26 protein-coding genes and 3 pseudogenes are annotated in these 20,111 nt (G+C 29.2%); 24 read left to right on the forward strand and 5 right to left on the reverse strand.

The window, feature by feature from the left end; genetic code table 11:
- From HMPREF3134_RS12470 to HMPREF3134_RS06045, 11 genes and pseudogenes are all read left to right on the forward strand, one after another.
- Window positions 1-305: pseudogene (locus HMPREF3134_RS12470) on the forward strand (pathogenicity island protein); the annotation flags it as partial.
- Complete coding sequence (locus tag HMPREF3134_RS06005) at window positions 305-517, forward strand: hypothetical protein (protein WP_070441482.1); 213 nt, start codon at window positions 305-307, stop codon at window positions 515-517. The pseudogene HMPREF3134_RS12470 and the gene HMPREF3134_RS06005, both read left to right, overlap by 1 nt.
- A gap of 51 nt (window positions 518-568) precedes the next feature.
- Window positions 569-1,006, forward strand: coding sequence for a pathogenicity island protein (locus tag HMPREF3134_RS06010; protein WP_070441483.1), 438 nt, complete (start codon window positions 569-571; stop codon window positions 1,004-1,006).
- Window positions 1,003-1,341, forward strand: a complete 339-nt coding sequence (locus HMPREF3134_RS06015; protein WP_070441484.1) for a sigma factor-like helix-turn-helix DNA-binding protein — start codon at window positions 1,003-1,005, stop codon at window positions 1,339-1,341. The genes HMPREF3134_RS06010 and HMPREF3134_RS06015 overlap by 4 nt, the downstream gene beginning before the upstream one ends.
- A gap of 1 nt (window position 1,342) precedes the next feature.
- Window positions 1,343-1,915 carry a terminase small subunit gene (locus tag HMPREF3134_RS06020; protein ID WP_070441487.1) on the forward strand — a complete coding sequence of 191 codons (573 nt, stop codon included), beginning with the start codon at window positions 1,343-1,345 and terminating at the stop codon, window positions 1,913-1,915.
- A gap of 279 nt (window positions 1,916-2,194) precedes the next feature.
- The gene (locus HMPREF3134_RS06025; RefSeq protein ID WP_002492698.1) at window positions 2,195-2,704 is read left to right on the forward strand and encodes a Panacea domain-containing protein; all 510 of its coding nucleotides are present in this window, start codon (window positions 2,195-2,197) and stop codon (window positions 2,702-2,704) included.
- Window positions 2,697-3,305 carry a hypothetical protein gene (locus HMPREF3134_RS06030; RefSeq protein WP_002445379.1) on the forward strand — a complete coding sequence of 203 codons (609 nt, stop codon included), beginning with the start codon at window positions 2,697-2,699 and terminating at the stop codon, window positions 3,303-3,305. Before HMPREF3134_RS06025 ends, HMPREF3134_RS06030 begins: the two co-directional genes overlap by 8 nt.
- A 204-nt stretch (window positions 3,306-3,509) precedes the next feature.
- Complete coding sequence (locus HMPREF3134_RS06035) at window positions 3,510-3,737, forward strand: hypothetical protein (protein WP_002445380.1); 228 nt, start codon at window positions 3,510-3,512, stop codon at window positions 3,735-3,737.
- A gap of 77 nt (window positions 3,738-3,814) precedes the next feature.
- Window positions 3,815-3,925 (forward strand): annotated as a pseudogene (locus tag HMPREF3134_RS12475) (hypothetical protein); the annotation flags it as partial.
- 254 nt (window positions 3,926-4,179) lie between these two features.
- A complete protein-coding gene (locus HMPREF3134_RS06040) occupies window positions 4,180-5,094 on the forward strand; it encodes an iron-hydroxamate ABC transporter substrate-binding protein (RefSeq protein WP_002445383.1) in 915 nt (304 codons plus the stop codon).
- A gap of 57 nt (window positions 5,095-5,151) precedes the next feature.
- Window positions 5,152-5,982 (forward strand): class I SAM-dependent methyltransferase, encoded by an 831-nt coding sequence (locus HMPREF3134_RS06045; RefSeq protein ID WP_002445384.1) that lies wholly within the window; start codon window positions 5,152-5,154, stop codon window positions 5,980-5,982.
- 460 nt (window positions 5,983-6,442) lie between these two features.
- Here the strand turns inward: HMPREF3134_RS06045 and HMPREF3134_RS06050 are convergent, their stop codons facing one another.
- Both HMPREF3134_RS06050 and HMPREF3134_RS06055 read right to left on the reverse strand, forming a co-directional pair.
- Window positions 6,443-6,742, reverse strand: a complete 300-nt coding sequence (locus HMPREF3134_RS06050) for a hypothetical protein (protein WP_070441490.1) — start codon at window positions 6,740-6,742, stop codon at window positions 6,443-6,445.
- Between the two features lie 127 nt (window positions 6,743-6,869).
- Complete coding sequence (locus HMPREF3134_RS06055) at window positions 6,870-7,433, reverse strand: hypothetical protein (protein WP_070441494.1); 564 nt, start codon at window positions 7,431-7,433, stop codon at window positions 6,870-6,872.
- Window positions 7,434-7,889: 456 nt separating this feature from the next.
- Between HMPREF3134_RS06055 and HMPREF3134_RS06060 the strand changes: the two are divergent.
- Window positions 7,890-8,399 (forward strand): annotated as a pseudogene (locus tag HMPREF3134_RS06060) (ClbS/DfsB family four-helix bundle protein).
- A 390-nt stretch (window positions 8,400-8,789) separates the two neighbouring features.
- Here the strand turns inward: HMPREF3134_RS06060 and HMPREF3134_RS06065 are convergent.
- Window positions 8,790-10,076: an aminotransferase class I/II-fold pyridoxal phosphate-dependent enzyme gene (locus HMPREF3134_RS06065; RefSeq protein WP_070441496.1), complete on the reverse strand. Its 1,287-nt coding sequence runs from the start codon at window positions 10,074-10,076 to the stop codon at window positions 8,790-8,792.
- 193 nt (window positions 10,077-10,269) lie between these two features.
- Here HMPREF3134_RS06065 and HMPREF3134_RS12480 point away from each other — a divergent pair, with 193 nt between their 5' ends.
- The 7 genes from HMPREF3134_RS12480 to HMPREF3134_RS06095 all read left to right on the forward strand — a co-directional run bounded on the left by HMPREF3134_RS12480 (window position 10,270) and on the right by HMPREF3134_RS06095 (window position 14,460).
- Window positions 10,270-10,365 (forward strand): Trp-rich small protein, encoded by a 96-nt coding sequence (locus HMPREF3134_RS12480; protein ID WP_011275325.1) that lies wholly within the window; start codon window positions 10,270-10,272, stop codon window positions 10,363-10,365.
- A 175-nt stretch (window positions 10,366-10,540) separates the two neighbouring features.
- Window positions 10,541-10,717, forward strand: a complete 177-nt coding sequence (locus HMPREF3134_RS06070; RefSeq protein ID WP_141738631.1) for an SE1626 family protein — start codon at window positions 10,541-10,543, stop codon at window positions 10,715-10,717.
- A gap of 188 nt (window positions 10,718-10,905) precedes the next feature.
- Window positions 10,906-11,286, forward strand: a complete 381-nt coding sequence (locus HMPREF3134_RS06075) for a PSM export ABC transporter transcriptional regulator PmtR (protein WP_011275327.1) — start codon at window positions 10,906-10,908, stop codon at window positions 11,284-11,286.
- Window positions 11,283-12,182 carry a phenol-soluble modulin export ABC transporter ATP-binding protein PmtA gene (locus HMPREF3134_RS06080; RefSeq protein ID WP_070441498.1) on the forward strand — a complete coding sequence of 300 codons (900 nt, stop codon included), beginning with the start codon at window positions 11,283-11,285 and terminating at the stop codon, window positions 12,180-12,182. Before HMPREF3134_RS06075 ends, HMPREF3134_RS06080 begins: the two co-directional genes overlap by 4 nt.
- Complete coding sequence (locus tag HMPREF3134_RS06085) at window positions 12,179-12,862, forward strand: phenol-soluble modulin export ABC transporter permease subunit PmtB (protein WP_070441501.1); 684 nt, start codon at window positions 12,179-12,181, stop codon at window positions 12,860-12,862. Before HMPREF3134_RS06080 ends, HMPREF3134_RS06085 begins: the two co-directional genes overlap by 4 nt.
- The gene (locus tag HMPREF3134_RS06090) at window positions 12,859-13,731 is read left to right on the forward strand and encodes a phenol-soluble modulin export ABC transporter ATP-binding protein PmtC (RefSeq protein WP_011275330.1); all 873 of its coding nucleotides are present in this window, start codon (window positions 12,859-12,861) and stop codon (window positions 13,729-13,731) included. Before HMPREF3134_RS06085 ends, HMPREF3134_RS06090 begins: the two co-directional genes overlap by 4 nt.
- Window positions 13,732-14,460: a phenol-soluble modulin export ABC transporter permease subunit PmtD gene (locus HMPREF3134_RS06095; RefSeq protein WP_070441506.1), complete on the forward strand. Its 729-nt coding sequence runs from the start codon at window positions 13,732-13,734 to the stop codon at window positions 14,458-14,460.
- Window positions 14,461-14,539: 79 nt separating this feature from the next.
- Here HMPREF3134_RS06095 and HMPREF3134_RS06100 read toward each other — a convergent pair whose 3' ends face one another.
- A complete protein-coding gene (locus tag HMPREF3134_RS06100) occupies window positions 14,540-15,100 on the reverse strand; it encodes a thioredoxin family protein (RefSeq protein WP_070441509.1) in 561 nt (186 codons plus the stop codon).
- 211 nt (window positions 15,101-15,311) lie between these two features.
- On the opposite strand from HMPREF3134_RS06100, the gene HMPREF3134_RS06105 reads away from it, so the two are divergent.
- The 3 genes from HMPREF3134_RS06105 to HMPREF3134_RS06115 all read left to right on the forward strand — a co-directional run bounded on the left by HMPREF3134_RS06105 (window position 15,312) and on the right by HMPREF3134_RS06115 (window position 17,278).
- Window positions 15,312-15,797 (forward strand): hypothetical protein, encoded by a 486-nt coding sequence (locus tag HMPREF3134_RS06105; RefSeq protein WP_053025110.1) that lies wholly within the window; start codon window positions 15,312-15,314, stop codon window positions 15,795-15,797.
- 84 nt (window positions 15,798-15,881) lie between these two features.
- Window positions 15,882-16,439 carry an HAAS signaling domain-containing protein gene (locus HMPREF3134_RS06110; RefSeq protein WP_053025109.1) on the forward strand — a complete coding sequence of 186 codons (558 nt, stop codon included), beginning with the start codon at window positions 15,882-15,884 and terminating at the stop codon, window positions 16,437-16,439.
- A complete protein-coding gene (locus tag HMPREF3134_RS06115; protein WP_070441512.1) occupies window positions 16,436-17,278 on the forward strand; it encodes a DUF4097 family beta strand repeat-containing protein in 843 nt (280 codons plus the stop codon). Before HMPREF3134_RS06110 ends, HMPREF3134_RS06115 begins: the two co-directional genes overlap by 4 nt.
- A gap of 71 nt (window positions 17,279-17,349) precedes the next feature.
- On the opposite strand, the gene HMPREF3134_RS06120 is transcribed toward HMPREF3134_RS06115, so the two are convergent.
- Complete coding sequence (locus HMPREF3134_RS06120; RefSeq protein WP_070441515.1) at window positions 17,350-18,390, reverse strand: C45 family autoproteolytic acyltransferase/hydrolase; 1,041 nt, start codon at window positions 18,388-18,390, stop codon at window positions 17,350-17,352.
- A 336-nt stretch (window positions 18,391-18,726) separates the two neighbouring features.
- Here HMPREF3134_RS06120 and HMPREF3134_RS11995 point away from each other — a divergent pair, with 336 nt between their 5' ends.
- The gene (locus HMPREF3134_RS11995; RefSeq protein WP_011275337.1) at window positions 18,727-18,900 is read left to right on the forward strand and encodes a hypothetical protein; all 174 of its coding nucleotides are present in this window, start codon (window positions 18,727-18,729) and stop codon (window positions 18,898-18,900) included.
- A 141-nt stretch (window positions 18,901-19,041) separates the two neighbouring features.
- Entirely contained in the window at window positions 19,042-20,076 is a 1,035-nt protein-coding gene (locus tag HMPREF3134_RS06125) for a 6-phosphogluconolactonase (RefSeq protein ID WP_070441518.1), read from the forward strand.
- The last annotated feature ends 35 nt before the right edge of the window (window positions 20,077-20,111 follow it).

A 20,111-nucleotide genomic window follows, 5' to 3' on the forward strand; every position in this document is an offset into this window, starting at 1 on the left:
AACATCAAGCAGATTTACCTCATTTGTACAAAAAGGACAAAGAACGTATATTAGCAAAATTTGAGCCAATCGTTCAGGAATATAACAAAGTGGTAGGGGAAATCGCAGCATTAAATGATGAATATGAAATAGAATTTGATAGATTTGTTCGAGTTTATGACAAAGAAAACTTTGAGAAGGATAAGGAAGTAAGGGCAGAAATCAAAAATCATTTCAGCCCTAATAAATATTCCAATTATGTGAGTGGAGACGAACTACCTTTCATTGATATAAGAAATAAAATGCAATTAAGAGGTGCTAAGTAATGGCTAGAAAATACAATTTAGATAAGGTTAGCAATTATCTTTTAACAGAAACAACATTGTCGGCAGACGAAACTCAAAAAGTATTAGATGTAGTAGAAGAACAATTTTCTCAAAATATCCGAGAACAGAAAAAAGACGAATTGTCCCAAAAATCACAAAGAGATGTAAGACTTATGAGAATGGCCGAAGAAAATCGCATAGTTAAAAAATAAATATCTTGCCTATCCTTAGTGATAGGCTCATTTTATTTGTGAGGTGCATACATGAACCTTAGAAGAGTGAAATACCCACTAATCTATCACGAAAATAAAATATCTGAGTACACATTGCTAACGGAATATAACCCTAAATTTATTAATACCAAGATTAAGGCCATCACTATGCAAATAGATATGATGTATCACTTAAATATCTCACATATGACTACAAATGATGTTCATGGCGTTGTATCAATATCCTATCCACTAGAAAAGTTAGTGATTGATATTATAGGTGAAAAAGAAAAATTGAAACGTTTCAAAACAAAAGCGAATAGAAACATGCAGCAATTAAAACAAGTTATTAAGCGATATACTCCAGGTGAACAAAAGGAAATCATGTATTATATGCAGTCCAATGGTTCGACGATAGATTATGACCTCATAGAACGCCTACAACGTGACTTATACAAGCTAAGACAGAAAGTAAGTGTAAGAGCATGAGTTACGATAGAGAGGCTATTAAACAGTTTATACGTGACTACTCAAAAGAGAACCATGATACTACATTTAATGATGAAAATACCAATATAGATGATTTCTTTTCACTGAATGATAAAGTCGACCCTTTTAAACTGAGTGAGAATACTGGTGATCAAGTGTTCTTTAATGAACTAGATCGGCTTATTTATACAGTAGCGACTAGAAGGGAATACTACATATTTTTCTTACTATGTGAAGGGAAATCTATGAGTGAAATTGCAAAGATATTTGAATTAAGTAGAGAAAGAATACGTCAACTATGGAATGATTTATTAGACAAATTAGAGGAGGGATAACATGAGTGATTTAAACCCTAGACAAGAAAAGTTTATATCTGAGTACCTAAAGACGCTAAATGTAACACAAAGTGCAATTAAGGCTGGTTATAGTCCTCATACTGCAAGTGTACAAGGTAGTAGATTGCTAAAGAATGAAAAAGTGGCTAAGTACATTGATGAGCAACGTAAGAAAGTGATTGATGAGGGCGTGCTATCAGCTAACGAACTACTTCATATCCTAAGTAATGCAGCAGTAGGTGACGAGAGCGAAGTGAGAGAGGTCGTTGTTAAGCGCGGGGAATTTCAACGCAACCCAGATACCGACAAAATGAACTTAGTGTACAATGAGCATGTAGAAATGGTGGAAGTACCGATTAAGCCTAGTGACCGTTTACGTGCTAGAGATATGCTAGGTAAGTATCATAAGTTATTTACGGATAAGAAAGAGTTATCTACGGACACGCCAATTTTCATTAATATAGGTGAGTGGCCGGAAGATGAGGAAGAAGAAAAACGGAAAGCATTAGATGAACTACATGAGCAACACCCTAACAGAACAATGATTGTTGATGATATACCGTTAGAGGATTAATGTGAAACCATTACCTTCAAATAGGTGGTGGTTTATTTTATCTAAATTCTTTCCGCAATTTCAGATTAAGTTGACAAATTTGAGTGGATGTATGGTAAAAAATGTTGAAATGCTCTATATTATAAATAAGAGTTGCAAATGCGTAACACATCTTAGCGAATACACACAAAGATATATACTGTTTTTGTGTACCAATTATAGAAAGTATACACAGTGACAGTGTATAGTCACTGTTATTTTTATGTTCAATATGATGTGTTGATTATGGAGGAGTTTATCATGGCTGAGCAAAAATACCTGACAACAGTTGAAAATATAATTGGTTTAATGAAAGAAGAAATAAAAAACATTTCTCCTTTAAGACTACAAAAAACATTATACTTTTTATTTGCATATTATGGTGCTTCATATGGGCAACTATCTAAAAGTAAAGAATATGAAGTTACAAAAAGTGAAAGTTTAAACTTGCCTGAATATTTATTTGACGCTCAATTTGAAGCTTGGCAATACGGCCCTGTTATTCGAGACGTATATAAGAACAATAAATATAGTCTTGGCTATAATGACATAGACTTTTCAATGAGTAATTTTGAAATAGAAGATAAAACAATGCAGCAGGAAATTACAGAATATTTGAGAGAAATTATTAAGAGTACTTTAAAAATTAGTGATTTTGGTTTAGTAGAACGTTCTCATGAAGATGAAGAGTGGAAAAATAAAATTACTCAGCAAGAAATTATGAATAACGATTTAATTATTAAGGAATATATAGGATTGGTAAATGCCTAGATTTAATAGTAATGTTACTTCTAAAAAAAGAAAAAAGAACGTTCACGTTGAAATAGTTAATAAAGATTTTTTACCAACTAGAAATGAATTTGAAACTGACAAAGTAGAAATCGAGTTAAGAAATGCTGAAGTAAAAGAAGTTGTTTTTTTTAATGAAGAAGTAAAGTATTCAAAACAAAATAATGATCTGAAATTTACTAATTTTATTTCTGATTTTACACAACAAAATCAAATCAATGCTATAACCCATTTCAGTGAAAATATAAGCATAGTCAAAAATAACCCCGATGAAGCTACGAATATAAATTATGATGAGAGAATGTTATCAATTTTATCTTTATATACTCAACAAGATATTAGAAATATAAAGGGCTTAATGAAAACAGATATTAGAGGGTTACTTGATGTTCAAGAGGGTTTAAGAGTATATTGGTATTACGATTTGATTGATAACGAAATAAAAATAGTTTGTATTGATCCACAACATTTAGTTTTACCAAGTCAGCATGGTAAAATGAATAAAGATAAAATGATGATTACAACCTATCAATCAGTTACTAATAGCAAAAAACATTGTATTAGTCGGTATTTTATTAATTAGCATACGGGTAAGTTAAATATATCGTTTCAAGCGTCACTTACGAGTGACGTTTTTTGTATTTTAGGACGCTGAGAAACGCCCTGTGTTGCAGTGGGGAATGAGTTTTAATAACTATGTATGCAAAATGTATATATTACATTGTTAAATTCGACATCATCAAAGGCTGGTTAATCGATTTTCGAGATTGGTCGAAGATTGAAGCATGTGAAAGAAAATGACCTAGCACATGGAGAATTGGGTAATTGGTTGAAAAATATCAACTTAGATAGAACACAAGCTCATCGTTTCATTAAAGTTTCTGAAGAAATTAAAGATGTTGGTACATACCAACATTTAGGTCTGAGAGCTTTATCGGAAATAGCTAACTTACCTGTACCAGAACGCACCAAAATACACATAACATCAAACAGCAAAACTAAAATTCCATACTAAATGTTTATGAATTTAACTGCAGAACTCAATTTTGAGCCTTGTAAAATTACATAAATTAGTTATATAAAAATTATTTATGGGTATTATATAAACGGGAGGGGCAACGTTATTACTTGCCTATTAGAACATGGAATAGTTCTGTTCCAACTAGTCAGGTATTAAGTGACTTATGGGGAAAAATCAGTTAGAATATAAAAAGTGAATGATCCTTTTCTAGGCAGGTACTTCGGTACTTGCCTATTTTTTATTCACAAACTTCTATATCAAAAAGCTTTCATGTGATAATAAAAATTCTCTCACACGTTAAAAACAATGTATAAGTTAATTATGGCTTAACGAAATACATTCATATCATCGAGTAGGATAGGTATAAGTATTGACTATTATTTTTAAAAATCTATAATTGAAAATGAATATCAATTAAAAACGAAAGGATGATATTATGAAAGGATTAATTGGAATTTTATTATGTAGTTTATTTATTTTGACTGCGTGTTCAGCGTCTGTCGATAAAACAAGTGACTCGACAAAGACTATAGACTATAAAATTGAAAATGGTAAAACACTGAAAGTACCAGAGAAACCTAAAAGAGTTGCTGTATTAACTGGATTTTATGTTGGTGATTTTATAAAGTTAGGAATCAAACCAATTGCTGTTTCAGATATAACTAAAGATTCTTCAATCTTAAAACCTTATTTAAAAGGGGTTGATTATATTGGAGAAAACGATGTTGAAAAAGTTGCTAAAGCAAAACCAGATTTAATAGTTGTAGATGCTATGGATAAAAATATTAAAAAATATCAAAAAATAGCGCCAACAGTCCCATATACATACAATAAATACAATCATAAAGAAATATTAAAAGAAATAGGCAAGTTGACTAATAATGAGGATAAAGCCAAAAAATGGATTGAAGAGTGGGAAGATAAAACTAGAAAAGATAAAAAAGAAATTCAAAGTAAAGTTGGTCAAGCAACAGCATCTGTGTTTGAACCAGATGAAAAGCAAATATACATATATAACTCTACATGGGGTCGTGGTTTGGATATTGTTCATGATGCATTCGGTATGCCAATGACAAAGCAATATAAAGATAAATTACAAGAAGATAAAAAAGGTTATGCTTCCATTTCAAAAGAAAATATTAGTAAATATGCTGGTGATTATATATTTTTAAGTAAACCTTCGTACGGAAAATTTGATTTTGAAAAAACACATACATGGCAGAATATTGAAGCTGTAAAAAAAGGACATGTAATTTCATATAAAGCAGAAGATTATTGGTTCACAGATCCTATTACATTAGAACATTTGAGAAGTAAATTAAAAAAAGAAATTTTAAATAAATCTCACTAGAAATAAGTTATAAAAATTTCTAATGTATTAATAATAATATTTTTAAGGAGTGATTAAATGAAACGACTGGATGGAATTCCCGAATCAATGTTAATTCCTTTGATAGCTCGAGCAAAAGAGTACGAATACGAAAAACCAATAATAAAAGACGCACTATCTAAAAAAATATTTGATGGTTTAGATGATATGTACAAAAATGTTACATGTGATGACATGTCTCAAATTGGAATTAGTATACGTTCTGTGATAATAGATAGTGTTACTAAAAGACTTATCAAGGATAATAAAAATTTGATTGTGGTCAATATAGGTTGTGGCTTAGATACAAGGTTTCAAAGATTTAATAAAGAAAAAATATCGTGGATAGATTTAGATGTACCTGAATCAATAGAAATACGAAAAACATTTTTTAAAGAAACAGATAGTTATAAGATGATAGCTAAATCAATGCTGGATTACAGTTGGATTGAAGATGTTAAAAATTATAAATTTTTTAATAGTAAGTCAAATATATTGTTTATCTTTGAAGGTGTATTGATGTATTTTGATGAGAGTGTAATGACTAAATTATTACATACTATTATTAAAAAGTTTGGAGATCATAATTTGGCCTTTGCGATTGAATTTTGCTCAAAAACAATTGCAAATAATACAAAAAGACATAAATCTGTATCAAAATTATCCTCACAACCTGTTTTTAAATATGGATACAATGATTTAAATGAATTGGATAAAGTTTTACCAAATAAAATGAAAGTTATAAATGAATATAATTACTTTGACTACCATAAGAAAAGGTGGGGGCTCTTTGGGTATTGTAGATATATACCTTATCTGAAAAAAAGGCTAAACAATAAAATAGTAATTATGGAATATAAACCAGCTTAAAAATTTACTGATAATTGAGTATTAAAATAAAACATTTCAAAAAAGATGTAGCTAGAAATTTATTAAAAGTAAAGTGCACAAATATCTTGTGTTTTTTCAATTTTAACATTTCATCTTTAGCTATATATCGTATTTTGATATACTATTCGAATGACATAATTATGACATAACAGAATAAAAAAGCTAAAAATAATAGAGTTATTCAAAATTCTAAATGTTGATATTATAGTCTTTTCACTCTCTATTTATATCTATTTTATATGATACTTAATGCCAGGTATGATGTAAAACGATATATATATTATGATAGAGTATGAAAAGGGTAGCTGAAAGAGCTACCCTTTTATTGTTCATATGAAGGTTCGATATTTTTAAGTTTTACTTAATAATGTTATCTAAAATATGACTAAAAAAACAAGTAAAAATGGCTTTGAAACAAATTTAAAGGATTTTTGGGTGATTATTGCTTTCTAAATATAGCATTATGACCTTCTCCGCCATCTAATTTGATAGTTTCGCCATTTTCTTCAACTTTATAATTTATACTTTCTTTATCATTACCATCAGTAAATATCATTTTTCCACCTTTTATTGTAAGTTTTAATGTTTCGCCACCATATGTTAATTTAGCTGTATTGGCATTATCTTTTGGAACTTCTAAAACCATGTCGACATTTAAATAGTCAATACCACTACTCTGTGCAAAATTATATTTTCCTTTTTTTAGTCCATTACCACATGCAGCAACTAATAATACCAAGCCAGTAATTGAGATAAAATAAATTAATTTACGTTTTATAAATGATCCCCCGAATAAGTATTGTTAATATCTTATGATAATAATTAATTAGATTTAGAAACTCTCCCATATGCTATTAATGAACCAGCTACAAATAATATAGAAGCGAAATTGAAATTAAACCAGAATTAGATTGCTTACCTGTTTCTGATAAAGATTTACTATTTGATTTAGATTCGTTTAATGAAATGTTATTTTCATTTGTTATATTACTGATGTCACCAGTTGATGTAGTTTTGTTAGTATTATTTTGAACTGATTGATAATTATCGTTAGATAGCTTTTGGCTATACAAAGATTTGTCCAATTCATATTTACCATTATAAGTGAAGTTACCTTTATCAATAGTAGCATTGTATCCACTCTCTATAGTTATATCACCGTTTTTATAAAACCTTATAGCTCCAGTTCCAGCACCAGATTTATTTCCATACTGAACTAAATAGTAATTCCCTTTATTTTCTACATCATAATAATTTTCTAATCTAGGGCCATCCTTACCATTTTTATTCATAACTTCAACAGCGATATTAGTAGCATTGTTAGCATTTACTACGCTATCAGTAGCATGTACATGTTGACTTGCTCCGACTCCTGTAAATAATAATATTCCGGCTAATACTGATGTTACTAAAACTTTGGATTTCCTCACTGAGATTTCCTCCTTGATAATTATTAAAAGCTACTTTTTTAAGTGGTATACAATACAAATTAACAAATAGAAAGGACATATTATGTCTATAAATAAGGTTTTTGTATAATGTTAGTAGGAAATAATATGAGATTAATAAACTGAAGCCCTATATTAAGAACATTATTGAAAAAATAGTAATTTTGATTTTGAAAAATCAAATACATGGAAAACATTAATGCTACTAAGCATTGACTTTTTATTTCTTACAAAGCAAAGGTTTATTGGTTCACAAATCCTATCAAAATAAAAAATTTAAGAAGTAAATTAAAAAAAGAAATTTTATTATATAATCGGTTTTAGTGGGGTGAAGCTTTTTAACAATAAATATACCAATAATTTAAGTTCTAATATAGTTGATAAATACATATTTTAATTTAATGGAATATTATATAATAAATATTAGGCGATGATAACATGCAGACTTATTCAAATAAAGATGATTTAATATTTGAAATTAGTAAGAAGGCTAAACTTTTTATTAATGAATTTAGTGATGTATCAGAATCAGATAAGGATGTATATAAAATTGGTGTCGATAGAACACCTACACAGATGAGCGCATACTAGCTTGGATGGTTAAATTTAATTCAATCGTGGGAGAATGATAATAAAAAATATACCAGTTGTAACCCTAGTCCTGACTATAAGTGGAATAATTTAGGAGGATTATATCAAGAATTCTATACAACGTACTCAAACTACACATTAGAACAACTTATTAATCAGATCAATAAGGAAGTAGATAGCATTATTAATTTAATTAAAAGTTTAGATAATGTAACATTATTTGAGAGTAGAAAAATGGAATGGGCTTCATCAACACCTTCCAAATGGCGAGTTTGGAAATGGATTCACATTAACATCGTAGCACCATTTAAGTCATTTAGAACTAAAATTAGAAAATGGAAGAAAACAGAAATATAAAGATAACTTAACTTTCGAAAGATTATAACAATTTAAAAAACTATATTATCTAAAATAAAGACGAGTCTAGGAATTAAACCCAAGACTCGTCTTTTAATTAAGAACTATAATCCGAAAATTTATAATAAATCTAATAACCATGCTCCAAATAAGATAAATAGGATGAGTGATCCTATTTATCTTATTTGGATACATGTCCTTTCGGAGTAAAAGCGTAAAGATACAAATAATACGAAGTGGAGATTAATGTAATAATAAGCAATATTGAAAAAATAATTACCATTTAGATCACAGCTTTCGAGTTATTTTTAATTTCGATAGATTGAATAAATCGAATATAAATACTTCTTCAATGTCATCCTAATTACTTTTTTTATTTATATCAATCGCTTACTTTAAATCATCGATTGCTTTTGCGATTGATTCAAAAACATGTGGAATGTCATCTTTTTCAATGCAACTGAAAGCAATACGTATATCTGAGTCATTTAACGCTATAATACCGATTGAATATTCGTTAATTAAATGCGTACGTAGTTCTTCAGGATTTACGCCATTGACTTTGACTGCCATGAAATAACCAGAATTGAAATCATAGGCTTGCCAATGATTTTTGTATTTATCGTCATAAACAACAGTTTTTGTAACTTCATATCTTTCTTGTAATGTATCTATATTTTGTTGAATTTCTTTATCAAATTCATCATGATTTTCTAAAACGTATTTAATAGCACTTTGAGAAGGCATTGGTCCACTTGAAATATTACTTCTTATTAAACCTTTAACTTTCGCTTCTAACACTTCTTTAGCAACATTATTATTTAATCCAAATGTAAGGAAACCAACACGTAGCCCCCACGCAAAGAATTCTTTAGTAGCACCATCTAAACGAATTGGTAAAATATTGCTTGATTCAATTTGATTTAGTGCAGTAAAAATAGACTGACGATAAACATCTTCATAGAATAAACCATAATATGCATCATCTACTACAGCTATCACTTTTGTTCCTTTTTCATCTAGTGAACGAACCGCTGAAACTATAGTTGTAACTTCATCATTGTTCGGTGTATAGCCGGTAGGATTGTTTGGATAATTTAAAATTAAAATAACTTTGTCTTGATTGAAATTTTCTAAAGTAGTAACTAAATCATTTGTTGTGTAATGTCCTTCTTGGTTAAAGATTGAATATGTCTCAATATTTGCAGAATGACGTGTTTCATAAATTAATTTGTAGTTACCCCAATTATGTGTTGGTACTAAAACAGTATCTCCACTCTCTACAAATAAATCAGCTATTAAAGATAATCCGTGAGTTAACGCATTAGTGACAATAGGTCTAGTAATTGTCTCTTTCGATAAATCAGGGTTTTCTTTTAGCATTTTGTCTTGCCATAAATCTCTTAAAGCTTCTAATCCTTGAGGTGGGGCGTACGGAAAGACTTCATCTGGAGATAAATGATTATAGACATCAAATAAAGTATCAGCATACATTTTCCCGTTTTTATTAGTAGCCATTCCAATTGTAGCGTTATATTTAGTTTTTTTAGCATCAGCAGATTGAGATAAAATGCCTTTTGGATAATACATTGATTGACCTAAATTTGATAGCATACTTAATATTTCTGGACAATGATCAACAAGTTGATTATTTAAATTTTGTGCTAATGGGTTCATTTATTTAACCTCACTTTATTTTAGTGTTTAATAATATATTATCTTTAAATGACTTAAAGATAAAGTGTTCTTATAATGATTACATAGAATTGAGAATTGAGTTTTTAAAAAGCGAACATTTGTTCGTATTTTATGTTAGAATAATGTCAGGTCATCATAAGATATGACACTTTTCATTTGGAGGTGTAGTGTAATGTCGTGGCTATTAGATGGTATGGTGACATTAATTTCGGGTGGTATACTCGTTATATTTCGTGTTTGGTTAGAATCTAAGTGGAAAGATAAATAGATGACCATACACAAAAACCCCTAACTTGCCGTTACAAGTTAGGGGTTGTGTAATGTAATTCGTGGATACAATTAAATTGTAACACATGGATTAATATTTTCAATTTTAAATGTATTTAGTAAGCAAATTTATAATTTTAATTTGTTATAATACATGTATTGAGGTGTTGATTATGATGAAACATTTAACTAAGATTTTCGTTAGTTTGGCAATTATCTTATTTCTTATTGGATATTATTTACAGGCTACAGGACACGAGAATCAAGGTGTTAAATTATTATTAGCAGCAATTATGTTTATCATATGTGCTTTTATTAATCGTAATAATGATAGAAAGAAAAACAGAAAATAACATTTTTAAACTCTATACTAGCGTTTGACGTTAGATATAGAGTTTTATTTTTAAAAAGAATTGTATCTATAATGTATATACAATTTGTAGCTTTAATACCAACAATTATAAGTGTTTACATTATTTCCTTTACAAACGTGTATATAGTGTGTATATTATTTATATACAGTTATTAAAGGGGGACATCAATGAAAATTATATTGAAGAACACCAGTGAGCAACCCATTTATGAACAAATCAAACAACAAATAAAAGAGAATATTTTAAAGGGTTATGTTGAAGCTGGTAGCCACTTACCTTCGATGCGTGAGCTTGCAAAGGATTTACAGGTGAGTTTAATTACAACTAAAAGAGCTTATGAAGATCTTGAGAAAGAAGGATTCGTAACAACTGTTCGAGGAAAAGGTACATTTGTTAAAGAACAAGATAGTTCCATATTAAAAGAAAAGCAATTCTTTGTAATTGAAAATCTTGCTCGATTAATGATTAAAGAAGCAAAAACAATAGATATGCCTCTCAAGGAATTAAAAGAAATACTAGCTTTAATTTATGAGGAGGAAGAAGAATGAATGTCATTGAAGTAAAAGATGTGTCGTTACAAAGTAGTGCATTTTCAATAAACAATCTTTCATTCAGTATTCCTCAAGGATTTGTAACTGGATTCATTGGGGCTAATGGGGCAGGGAAAACAACGATAATTCGTATGATAATGGATATTATAGAACCTAATCATGGTCATATATCAATATTTGGTGAACAAATAGCAAACAAACCGAAATGGATAAAAAATAAAATAGGTTTTGTTTATTCAGAAGTTTATTTTAACCAACAATGGACTGCAAAAAAACTTGAAAAAATGGTTTCACCATTTTATAACGATTGGGACTCACAAGCATTTAAAAATTATTTAGAAAAATTCAATTTACCTTTCAATGAAAAAATAAAACATTTTTCTACAGGTATGAAAATGAAATTGTCTTTAGCACTAGCTTTGAGCCACCATGCTGAATTGTTTATATTAGACGAACCAACTGCGGGGTTAGACCCTATCGTTCGTAATGAAGTGTTAGAAATTTTACAAAGTGAATTACTCGACGAACATAAGACTTTATTTATTTCAACCCATATTATTTCGGATTTAGAGAAAATTGCTGACTATCTTGTACATATAAAAGATGGAGAAATTATTATGCAAGGTTTTCGTCATCAACTTCAAGAACAATACTCAATTGTACAAGGTGATAATCAAGATTTAGACGAGGAATTAAATCGCTTGTTCCTTTATAAAGAAGTGAAGTCGACAGGTTTTGTTGGTTTTACTAAACAGGCACAAGTGTTTAAAGAATTGTTCGGAAAAAAAGTTAATATTAAACAACCTACGATTGAAGAACTTATGATTTACATCGAAAAGTCTAAAAGTAATGACAATCAACAGGATTTTCAGCAAAGTAGGTTGATAAAATGAAACAATTACTAATTAGAAATTTTAAATGTAGGAGTATAACGATTGCCATTTATATCTTATTACTTCTATTAAATCCGTTATATGCTTTCGTATTTTCTAAAACAGAACTTTATTTTTTATTCTATGCACCGATTGCAATCACATTAATGGCGGTTAGCATATTAGACTCTGGACACTTGTTTAGAATACATAGAAGATTAGGAGGTAAAAGTTCATATTTGTTTTACGAAAGTTTACCTGTCTCTAAAAAAGACATGCTTAATGCGAATTACATTACCTGTATCGTATTAACACTTTTTGGTGGTGTTATTATCGCTTTGTACAATTTTCAATCTTCTAATATTGATTTTGGGGATTTAAGATACTCAACTGCGATTGCTTTTATATTTGTAAACTTTTTAAGTATTCCAATTGCATTTAGTAGGAATACTGAAAAGAAACGCGAAGGGATATCATATGCACCTTATATCTTGATAATGATGTTAGTTTTTCCATTCGCTATTACAATGGTTTTTACACTAATTAATGCATTCGTTTTTCATCATCATATTTCTTATAATATCTTTGGCATATATTACAATTATGGTTTATTAAGCTTAAGTATTGTTTGGATGATTATAAATTATTTGATTCAATTAAGACGTATAATTCATCGTGAAAATAAAGGAGGGCCTATATGAAATTAGAAAATATTACAAAAACATATGGAGATAACAATGTTTTAGATAATATCAATTTTGATTTTGGAAATAGCAAAATTGTAGGTTTAATTGGTAAAAATGGTGTTGGTAAAACAACATTAATGAAAGTCATGAATGGCAATATTATTAATTTTAAAGGGAAAGTTCAATTAAATGATAACGAGAACGTTGGCTATCTTATTGAACATCCGAAATTATATGATAATAAAACAGGATTAAATAACTTGAAATTATTTGCTCAAGTTCTAGGCAAAGGTTTCGACAAAGAATATACAGATAAAATCATTGACGCATTTGGTATGAGACCATACATTAAGAAAAAAGTAAAAAAGTATTCAATGGGTATGAAACAAAAACTTGCGATAGCAGTTTCATTAATGAACAAACCCAAATATCTAATTCTTGATGAACCGACAAACGGTATGGATCCAGATGGCTCAATTGATGTATTAGAGACTATTCAATCATTAGTGAATGATTTAGAAATGAAAATTCTAATTTCAAGTCATAAATTGGAAGATATTGAATTGATTTGTGATAGAGCTGTCTTTCTACGTGATGGAAATTTTGTACAAGATGTCAATATGAAAGATGGTAGTGCACAAGATCATACATCGATTAAATTTGAAGTTAGTGAATTTAATACAGCACTAGACTATTTAACAGAACATTTTAACGTGCTTCAATCACATAAAGATAGTGGAGAAATAATGATTAAAGCACAAAAAGATTATAAACAATTACTCAAATCTTTAGCACAAAAAGATTTATATCCTAAGTATATTGAAACAAGAAAAAGTTCGCTTCGTGATACGTACTTTAATATTAATCAAAGAGGTGACAAATAAATGAGAAGTTTACAATTAGTTAAATATGATATATTGAGTTTTTGTAAAAGCTATTTAACATATATAGCACTAATTTTAATCTGGTTAGTTTTAGGATTAATAACGTTCTTAATGGCACGAAATAATGATCAAGTAAATTATTCATCTATTTTATCTATGGCAAATTGGATGTTCTTATTCTTTGGCTTGTTAGTAGTGATTAAGACAATTACACGTGATTATTCACAAGGTACGATTCAACTTTATATGAATAAAGTGAAAAATAGAATTGGATATATTATTGCTAAAACAATTTCAATTATTTTATTTTCATTCATTTTTGCATTCATCACATATATCACATTAATGTTAGTACAAGCATTTACTGATGGAAAAAATTTAGACGGAGATAAGTTCTTAACGAACATATGGTTCTATCTTATCTTCTTACTGTTCTTTGGTTTACTCTTATTTTTAGTTACATTAATTGTTCAAAAACCGGCAGTAATCTTTACACTAGGTATATTCTTAGTATTTATAGTTCCATTTATTCAACCTTTTATTGGTTTGATTCCTGACTGGGGAGAAAAAATTCAAAAATCATTAAAGTATATTCCGTTTAGTTACTTAACTGAGAAATCTCAAACGGATAGTATTAAATTTTCAAATTGGCAATGGTTTATTTCTTTAGCATCAATTGTTGTTTTATTCATTGCTAATATTGCTTATGCAGCTAAAAGGGATATATAATATATGCCAAGAAATTGATATCCAAAAAAGAGGGTAGTAAAACAAAATTTGTTTTATTACCCTCTTACTTTATATACTTTTATAGCATTAACTTACTGATTATAGAGTCATAAACTTGATTCCATAACTCAGTATCTGATTTATATTTAGAAGCGATTTCATGATGTACTTCTTTTTCTTTATCCTCATAATTGTGTGCATCTTTAGGTGGTAGTTTTTCAGCTCTAAGTTGAGTAACAAATTCTTGAGCTTCACGAGCTCTAGGGCCCCAAACATTTACCTGTTCAAATTGATCATTCATAAAGATAAAGATTGGAATCGAGCGTGCTGTACCATTTGTTAAATATTGATCAATGAGATTTGTGTCTTCATCTCTATGGAATACGCGTACTTCTAGCTGTAGTGATTCACTTATACGCTTTAATATAGGTAAGTTCATCATAGCGTCGCCACACCAATCTTCACTTATAACCAAGACTTTAGAATAAGAACTATCTTTAAGTTGATTGATTCTATCGTCAGATGAAGGTAGTGTGAATGCATTGTAAATTGTTAATACATTATCTTTATTCAAAGTCATGCTATCGATATATTCATCAAGTGGCTGACTATTATTAAAATATGTTTCTAAATTAGCCATAAATAAAACCTCCCCGTTAAATTTATATCATTATAACAATTTTTACTAAGAAAGAATAATTATAAAACTTAAAATATATTAGTTTTATCACAATAATAAGAACGTTAAAGCAACGTTACAAATCTATAAGAAATGATTGTAGTGGTTTAGATGTTTCTCAGTAAGTGGTTATGATATATTTAAGTTAATAAGAATAGAAGTGGTGGTACGTTTGCGCATTCAAAATCGATGGATAATCTTTAGTATTTTTACAATAATAGCTATTATAGTGGTTACGTGTCTTACAATCTATAAAAATGAAAAAACTATTGATCTTACTGAAGTGAAGATAAATGATATTCAATTGAATGGACCATTTAATGAAAATGATTATGAGATAAATCATCACATAAAGTTGGATAGATACAAATTCTATAACGATAAAAACCATAAAGATTTAACTGTAAAAGTAAAAAATAAACACCAAACAGTAAAAGGGATCGTATTGATTAATGATCATGATGTAACAACCAACTTCGGTGTTAAAATTGGAGATAGAGTGGATCATGCAATCAATTATTTAGGTGATAATTATCGTAAAGATAAAGTAGGTAAAGGATATGATGCGTTAATTTATGTTGATAAAGAGCACCATATGAAGCTGTCCATTTTATATAAAGATAATGTGGTTAAACGAATTGAATTTTTTAGTCGTTAAAAAGTGATACTTTTACAATGCACATCAAAATAAGCTACTTTTCGATAAGATAGAGATAATTCAATTAAGAAAGTAAGTGAGATAATGGATAAGATTACCTTTTTAAATGAACTTGAATTAGAACTTGATGAATTACCAAGAGAAGAAAAAGATAAACTCATGGATGATTATGAAAATCATTTCTATGAACAAGAATCGAAAGGGAAATCAGAAAAAGATATTATATCGGATTTAAAAGAACCACATGATATAGGTAATGAAGTTAAAGCCAAAGAAGCAATATCCAATGCTAAAGTAACTCCTAACCTACGGAATATTATTAGGGCTATAATGGCTTCATTAAGTCTTGGCGTGCTTTCTTTTTTCTTCATCATCATCCCTATTGTAATATTTATAGCGTTATTGTTTGTTGTGTTTATATTCTCTGTTTTTTTAATTTCTCTTCCATTAATAATAATATCAATGAGTATCATTAAAGGGATTGTTGATTCGTTTAGTAATTTCTTATTTAGCATTTCATATGCCGGATTAGGTATCGTCTTATTTGTAGTTACCATGAAAATTACACAAAATTTATATCGACTTGTATTAAAATATTTAACTTGGTATATCCAAACGGTTAAAGGAAGAATTAAACAATGAAGAAAGCAATGATAACAGGCATAGTAATATTTGTAGGATTTTTCTTAGCAGCAACTTTAGTCTGGTTTGTGCATGATAAAGATGAATTTAAAAAGCTAAAATATGATAGAGCATACAGTAATGTGAAAATGAAAAATTTAGATATTTACAGCTATAATTCAGAAGTCACAATTAAGCAAGGAGAACATTGTGGTGTTAAATATTATGGTGATAATGATGTTAAGGTATATCGCAAAAAAGATACATTAAACATAAAAGAGCATAAATCTGACAAGAGGGGTTATAGCGTTAATATTAATCCTTTTAATCAAAGTAAATCAAAAATTGAAGTTACACTTCCAAATAAAAGTATTAATAATTTAGATGTATATTCAGGATTTGGAAATGTGAATCTTAATGGCATTAACGTTAAGAAAGGTTCGATTTATCAAGACAACAAATATTTAAAAATTCAAAATTCAAAATTTGATAATCTTTCCTACAAGAGCGATGCTGGTGGAGTAAAAATTAAAAACAGTGATATCATTAATAGTGAATTTAAGACAGGGGTAGGTAACGTCGAAGTAAATAATTCAAAGATAAAAAAATCGTTATTTGTAAGTGAACTTGGTTATCTTAATTTCACAAACATGAATAGTGAAACAGATGTAAAAGGATCAAGTAAGCATGATTATATTCATTTGGACTATAAAGATGAACCTAAAAATACTTTATTAAAATTACACCCAGGTACAGGAGAGGCAAAAGTTGAAAATAAATCTTTTAATAAAGGTAAGGTAGGAAATAGTAATAATGTAATTGAATTTTATACGGTAAAAGAAGATATCACAATAAAGTAAAATGATTGCCTACACAATAAGAGGCAATCACTTATATAAGACGACGAACGATTTTAAAGTTCGTCGTTTTTTTAATGATTTGCGAATGTTAAATCAGTATCAATTAGACCACTAAATTGTTGGATAGTTAACTCATTTCCATCTAACCAGGATTGAAAATTTATTGATGTGGGTGTTTGATTTTCACCTAGTGTCATCCAAGCGGTTAAGTTTTGCGGTTCATACATTGAAGTGTGTATCGTACCTGACCAACTTTTAAATAATTTGCTATATATTTCGAATTTTGGATTATTAAATAATTTAAAAGCTGTATGTTTATCTAAGCTTTGAGAGGTTTGTGAGACAGTACGTTCTAAACGTTCACGTGATTCTTTTGTGTAATTACGATTTTCATGCGTTAAGATTTCGAAATGATTTGTACATACTTTATCATATCTGACATCAAATGAACGTGGTGTAACCTCAACGATTGCGTGATTAAGCTTTTTATCCATTAAAATATAACTGAATGAGCTTCTATGAGGAAGTTCTTTCAAGAATCTAACGGCTTCATCAACGTCTTTGCAATATTCTAAAACAAGACGACCAATCATATAACATACAAAGCCATTAGCGGGGTGTTTACGATGCATAAAGTTATAGCCCATCGTCAAGCCAGCTTCATTCATACCATCCATACGACCTGTCACTCTAGACGTAGGCCCAATTTGCGCTAGCCCACCGTCATTAGGTTGGAATAATAAATATCTCCCATCGTATGTGGCAGGATGATAATCATAATTGCGCACCATAAAATCCTTACCTTGAAATACAGTACATCCACTCTCTTGTAAATCTGTGAAACGGTAATGTGCAAAATTTAATATCATTTGTTTTGTAGGTAAGTTCAGTACTTCTTGCATACCCATTAACTCTTCCCATATTTCTGGAGCGTATGTTTGAAATACTTGATACGTTTCGTTAACATCTATATCAAATCGGGGCATACGTTTTTTCCATTCACGTTCACGATTTTGCAATAAGGGTGTTTGTTTTAGCCATAGCGCTGTTTTGACCCCTAAATCATAATGTGATCCTTTAAACGTCATAATATCTGATTTCACTTGTTGCATGAGAAGGCCTCCTGAAAATTCTAAATATTGTAAAATAGCACTAATTGAAAACGAATATAATTATTATTATACTGAACATGATAGCAAGAAAAATTTAAAAAACAAGGAGGGGTACTATGTTTAAGGACGCATATTTAAATGTATATAACAAAGTAAAAGCTTGGTGGTTGTATTAAACTAATTTACAATTGAAAGTTTATGAAGTTTTTGAATTTTGAAATTTATTTTATAGTTATTATTATAAGACGTAAAAAGGTATCTATTTAACCATAACAGTAAGTATGATAATATATAGTATTGTAAACATACTTATATCTATTTAGAGGTGAAACATACATGTGGGATTTAATTAAAGGTTTATTCAAATTCTTATTAAGCTTAGTAGTTATTACATCAGTAGTAGTTGGTGTAGGTGTTGTAGCATTTGCTTACATCTTCAAGAAAGACTTTGAAGATATCGAAAGAAAAACTAAAGAAATCGTTTCAGATATCGAAAGTAATAACGCGTAATAATATTAATTTAACCAGTGACTTCAGTTTTGGAGTTACTGGTTTTTTATTTCAATAAATTCAAACAATGATTAAGAATAATTGTCATAGACACCAATCTTTTAATAAAATAAAGGTAATTAGAAAATAGGAGGTATTCTGATGACGACGAAGGGTTATATCGGTTCATACACAAAAAAAGAAGGTAAAGGTATTTACTTATTCGAATTAAATGAAGACAGTGGACAAATTAGTTCTGTTAATACTGGTTATGAGATTGAAGCATCTACTTATCTTGCTCAAACAGATGATTATTTATACGCAATCACTAAAGAAGGCGCACACTGCGGGGTAGCTGCTTTTAAAAAAGAAGCTTCTGGTTCGTTAACATTAATTAATAAATGCTTAGAATCTGAAGAGGGTACAGGTTGCTATATATCGGTATCATCAGACCAAAATTTTTTATTTGAAGCAGTATACGGCGCTGGTATCGCTAGAATATATCAATTGAATAAAGATACAGGTGAGATTATTAAGTTAATTCAAGAATTAAATCACGACTATCCACTTGGAAGTCATGAGCGTCAAGAGCATTCACATGTCCACTATATAAATGAAACACCCGATTGCAAATATGTTGTAGCTACTGATTTAGGTACAGACAGTGTTGTAACTTATGAATTCAGTAATGAAGGTCTTAAAGAATACAAAGTTTCTAAATTTAAAGATCAAGATGGTCCAAGACATATTGCATTTCACAATAATGGTGAATATGCCTATATTGTTCATGAATTATCTAATTATGTTAGCGTAGCTAAATATAAAGATGGTCAATTTGAAGAACTAGAACGTCATTTAACTGTTCCTGAAGATTTTAATGATGATACTAAATTAGCGGCTGTTCGCTTATCGAATGATCAACAAACTTTATATATTAGTAACCGTGGTCATGACAGTATTGCGGTATTCACGATTACAGAGAATGGCGCGGGACTAAACCCTGTAGAAATCGTTAAAAGTGGGGACCAATTCCCAAGAGATTTTAATATTACTGAATCAGATGACTATCTAGTTTGTGCCCATCAAGAGGGTAATTATGAAATTACAGTTTTTAAAAGAGACACAAATACAGGTAAATTAACGCCAACAGATAATCAGCAAATTGCACCTGAAGGTGTACATGTTAGTTTTATTTAAGTAAAAATACAAAGCCACGGCAGTGTAAAATGTCG

Source organism: Staphylococcus sp. HMSC14D10 (genome assembly GCF_001808125.1).
Lineage (GTDB): Bacteria > Bacillota > Bacilli > Staphylococcales > Staphylococcaceae > Staphylococcus > Staphylococcus haemolyticus.

Coding starts and splice junctions, on each gene's coding strand:
- HMPREF3134_RS06095 (WP_070441506.1), top strand. CDS start 13,732: ATGAGAAGTTTACAATTAGTTAAATATGATATATTGAGTTTTTGTAAA.
- HMPREF3134_RS06110 (WP_053025109.1), top strand. CDS start 15,882: ATGGATAAGATTACCTTTTTAAATGAACTTGAATTAGAACTTGATGAA.
- HMPREF3134_RS06020 (WP_070441487.1), top strand. CDS start 1,343: ATGAGTGATTTAAACCCTAGACAAGAAAAGTTTATATCTGAGTACCTA.
- HMPREF3134_RS06065 (WP_070441496.1), bottom strand. CDS start 10,076: ATGAACCCATTAGCACAAAATTTAAATAATCAACTTGTTGATCATTGT.
- HMPREF3134_RS06010 (WP_070441483.1), top strand. CDS start 569: ATGAACCTTAGAAGAGTGAAATACCCACTAATCTATCACGAAAATAAA.
- HMPREF3134_RS12480 (WP_011275325.1), top strand. CDS start 10,270: ATGTCGTGGCTATTAGATGGTATGGTGACATTAATTTCGGGTGGTATA.
- HMPREF3134_RS06115 (WP_070441512.1), top strand. CDS start 16,436: ATGAAGAAAGCAATGATAACAGGCATAGTAATATTTGTAGGATTTTTC.
- HMPREF3134_RS06030 (WP_002445379.1), top strand. CDS start 2,697: ATGCCTAGATTTAATAGTAATGTTACTTCTAAAAAAAGAAAAAAGAAC.
- HMPREF3134_RS11995 (WP_011275337.1), top strand. CDS start 18,727: ATGTGGGATTTAATTAAAGGTTTATTCAAATTCTTATTAAGCTTAGTA.
- HMPREF3134_RS06045 (WP_002445384.1), top strand. CDS start 5,152: ATGAAACGACTGGATGGAATTCCCGAATCAATGTTAATTCCTTTGATA.
- HMPREF3134_RS06025 (WP_002492698.1), top strand. CDS start 2,195: ATGGCTGAGCAAAAATACCTGACAACAGTTGAAAATATAATTGGTTTA.
- HMPREF3134_RS06080 (WP_070441498.1), top strand. CDS start 11,283: ATGAATGTCATTGAAGTAAAAGATGTGTCGTTACAAAGTAGTGCATTT.
- HMPREF3134_RS06005 (WP_070441482.1), top strand. CDS start 305: ATGGCTAGAAAATACAATTTAGATAAGGTTAGCAATTATCTTTTAACA.
- HMPREF3134_RS06075 (WP_011275327.1), top strand. CDS start 10,906: ATGAAAATTATATTGAAGAACACCAGTGAGCAACCCATTTATGAACAA.
- HMPREF3134_RS06090 (WP_011275330.1), top strand. CDS start 12,859: ATGAAATTAGAAAATATTACAAAAACATATGGAGATAACAATGTTTTA.
- HMPREF3134_RS06120 (WP_070441515.1), bottom strand. CDS start 18,390: ATGCAACAAGTGAAATCAGATATTATGACGTTTAAAGGATCACATTAT.
- HMPREF3134_RS06085 (WP_070441501.1), top strand. CDS start 12,179: ATGAAACAATTACTAATTAGAAATTTTAAATGTAGGAGTATAACGATT.
- HMPREF3134_RS06125 (WP_070441518.1), top strand. CDS start 19,042: ATGACGACGAAGGGTTATATCGGTTCATACACAAAAAAAGAAGGTAAA.
- HMPREF3134_RS06070 (WP_141738631.1), top strand. CDS start 10,541: ATGAAACATTTAACTAAGATTTTCGTTAGTTTGGCAATTATCTTATTT.
- HMPREF3134_RS06015 (WP_070441484.1), top strand. CDS start 1,003: ATGAGTTACGATAGAGAGGCTATTAAACAGTTTATACGTGACTACTCA.
- HMPREF3134_RS06040 (WP_002445383.1), top strand. CDS start 4,180: ATGAAAGGATTAATTGGAATTTTATTATGTAGTTTATTTATTTTGACT.
- HMPREF3134_RS06100 (WP_070441509.1), bottom strand. CDS start 15,100: ATGGCTAATTTAGAAACATATTTTAATAATAGTCAGCCACTTGATGAA.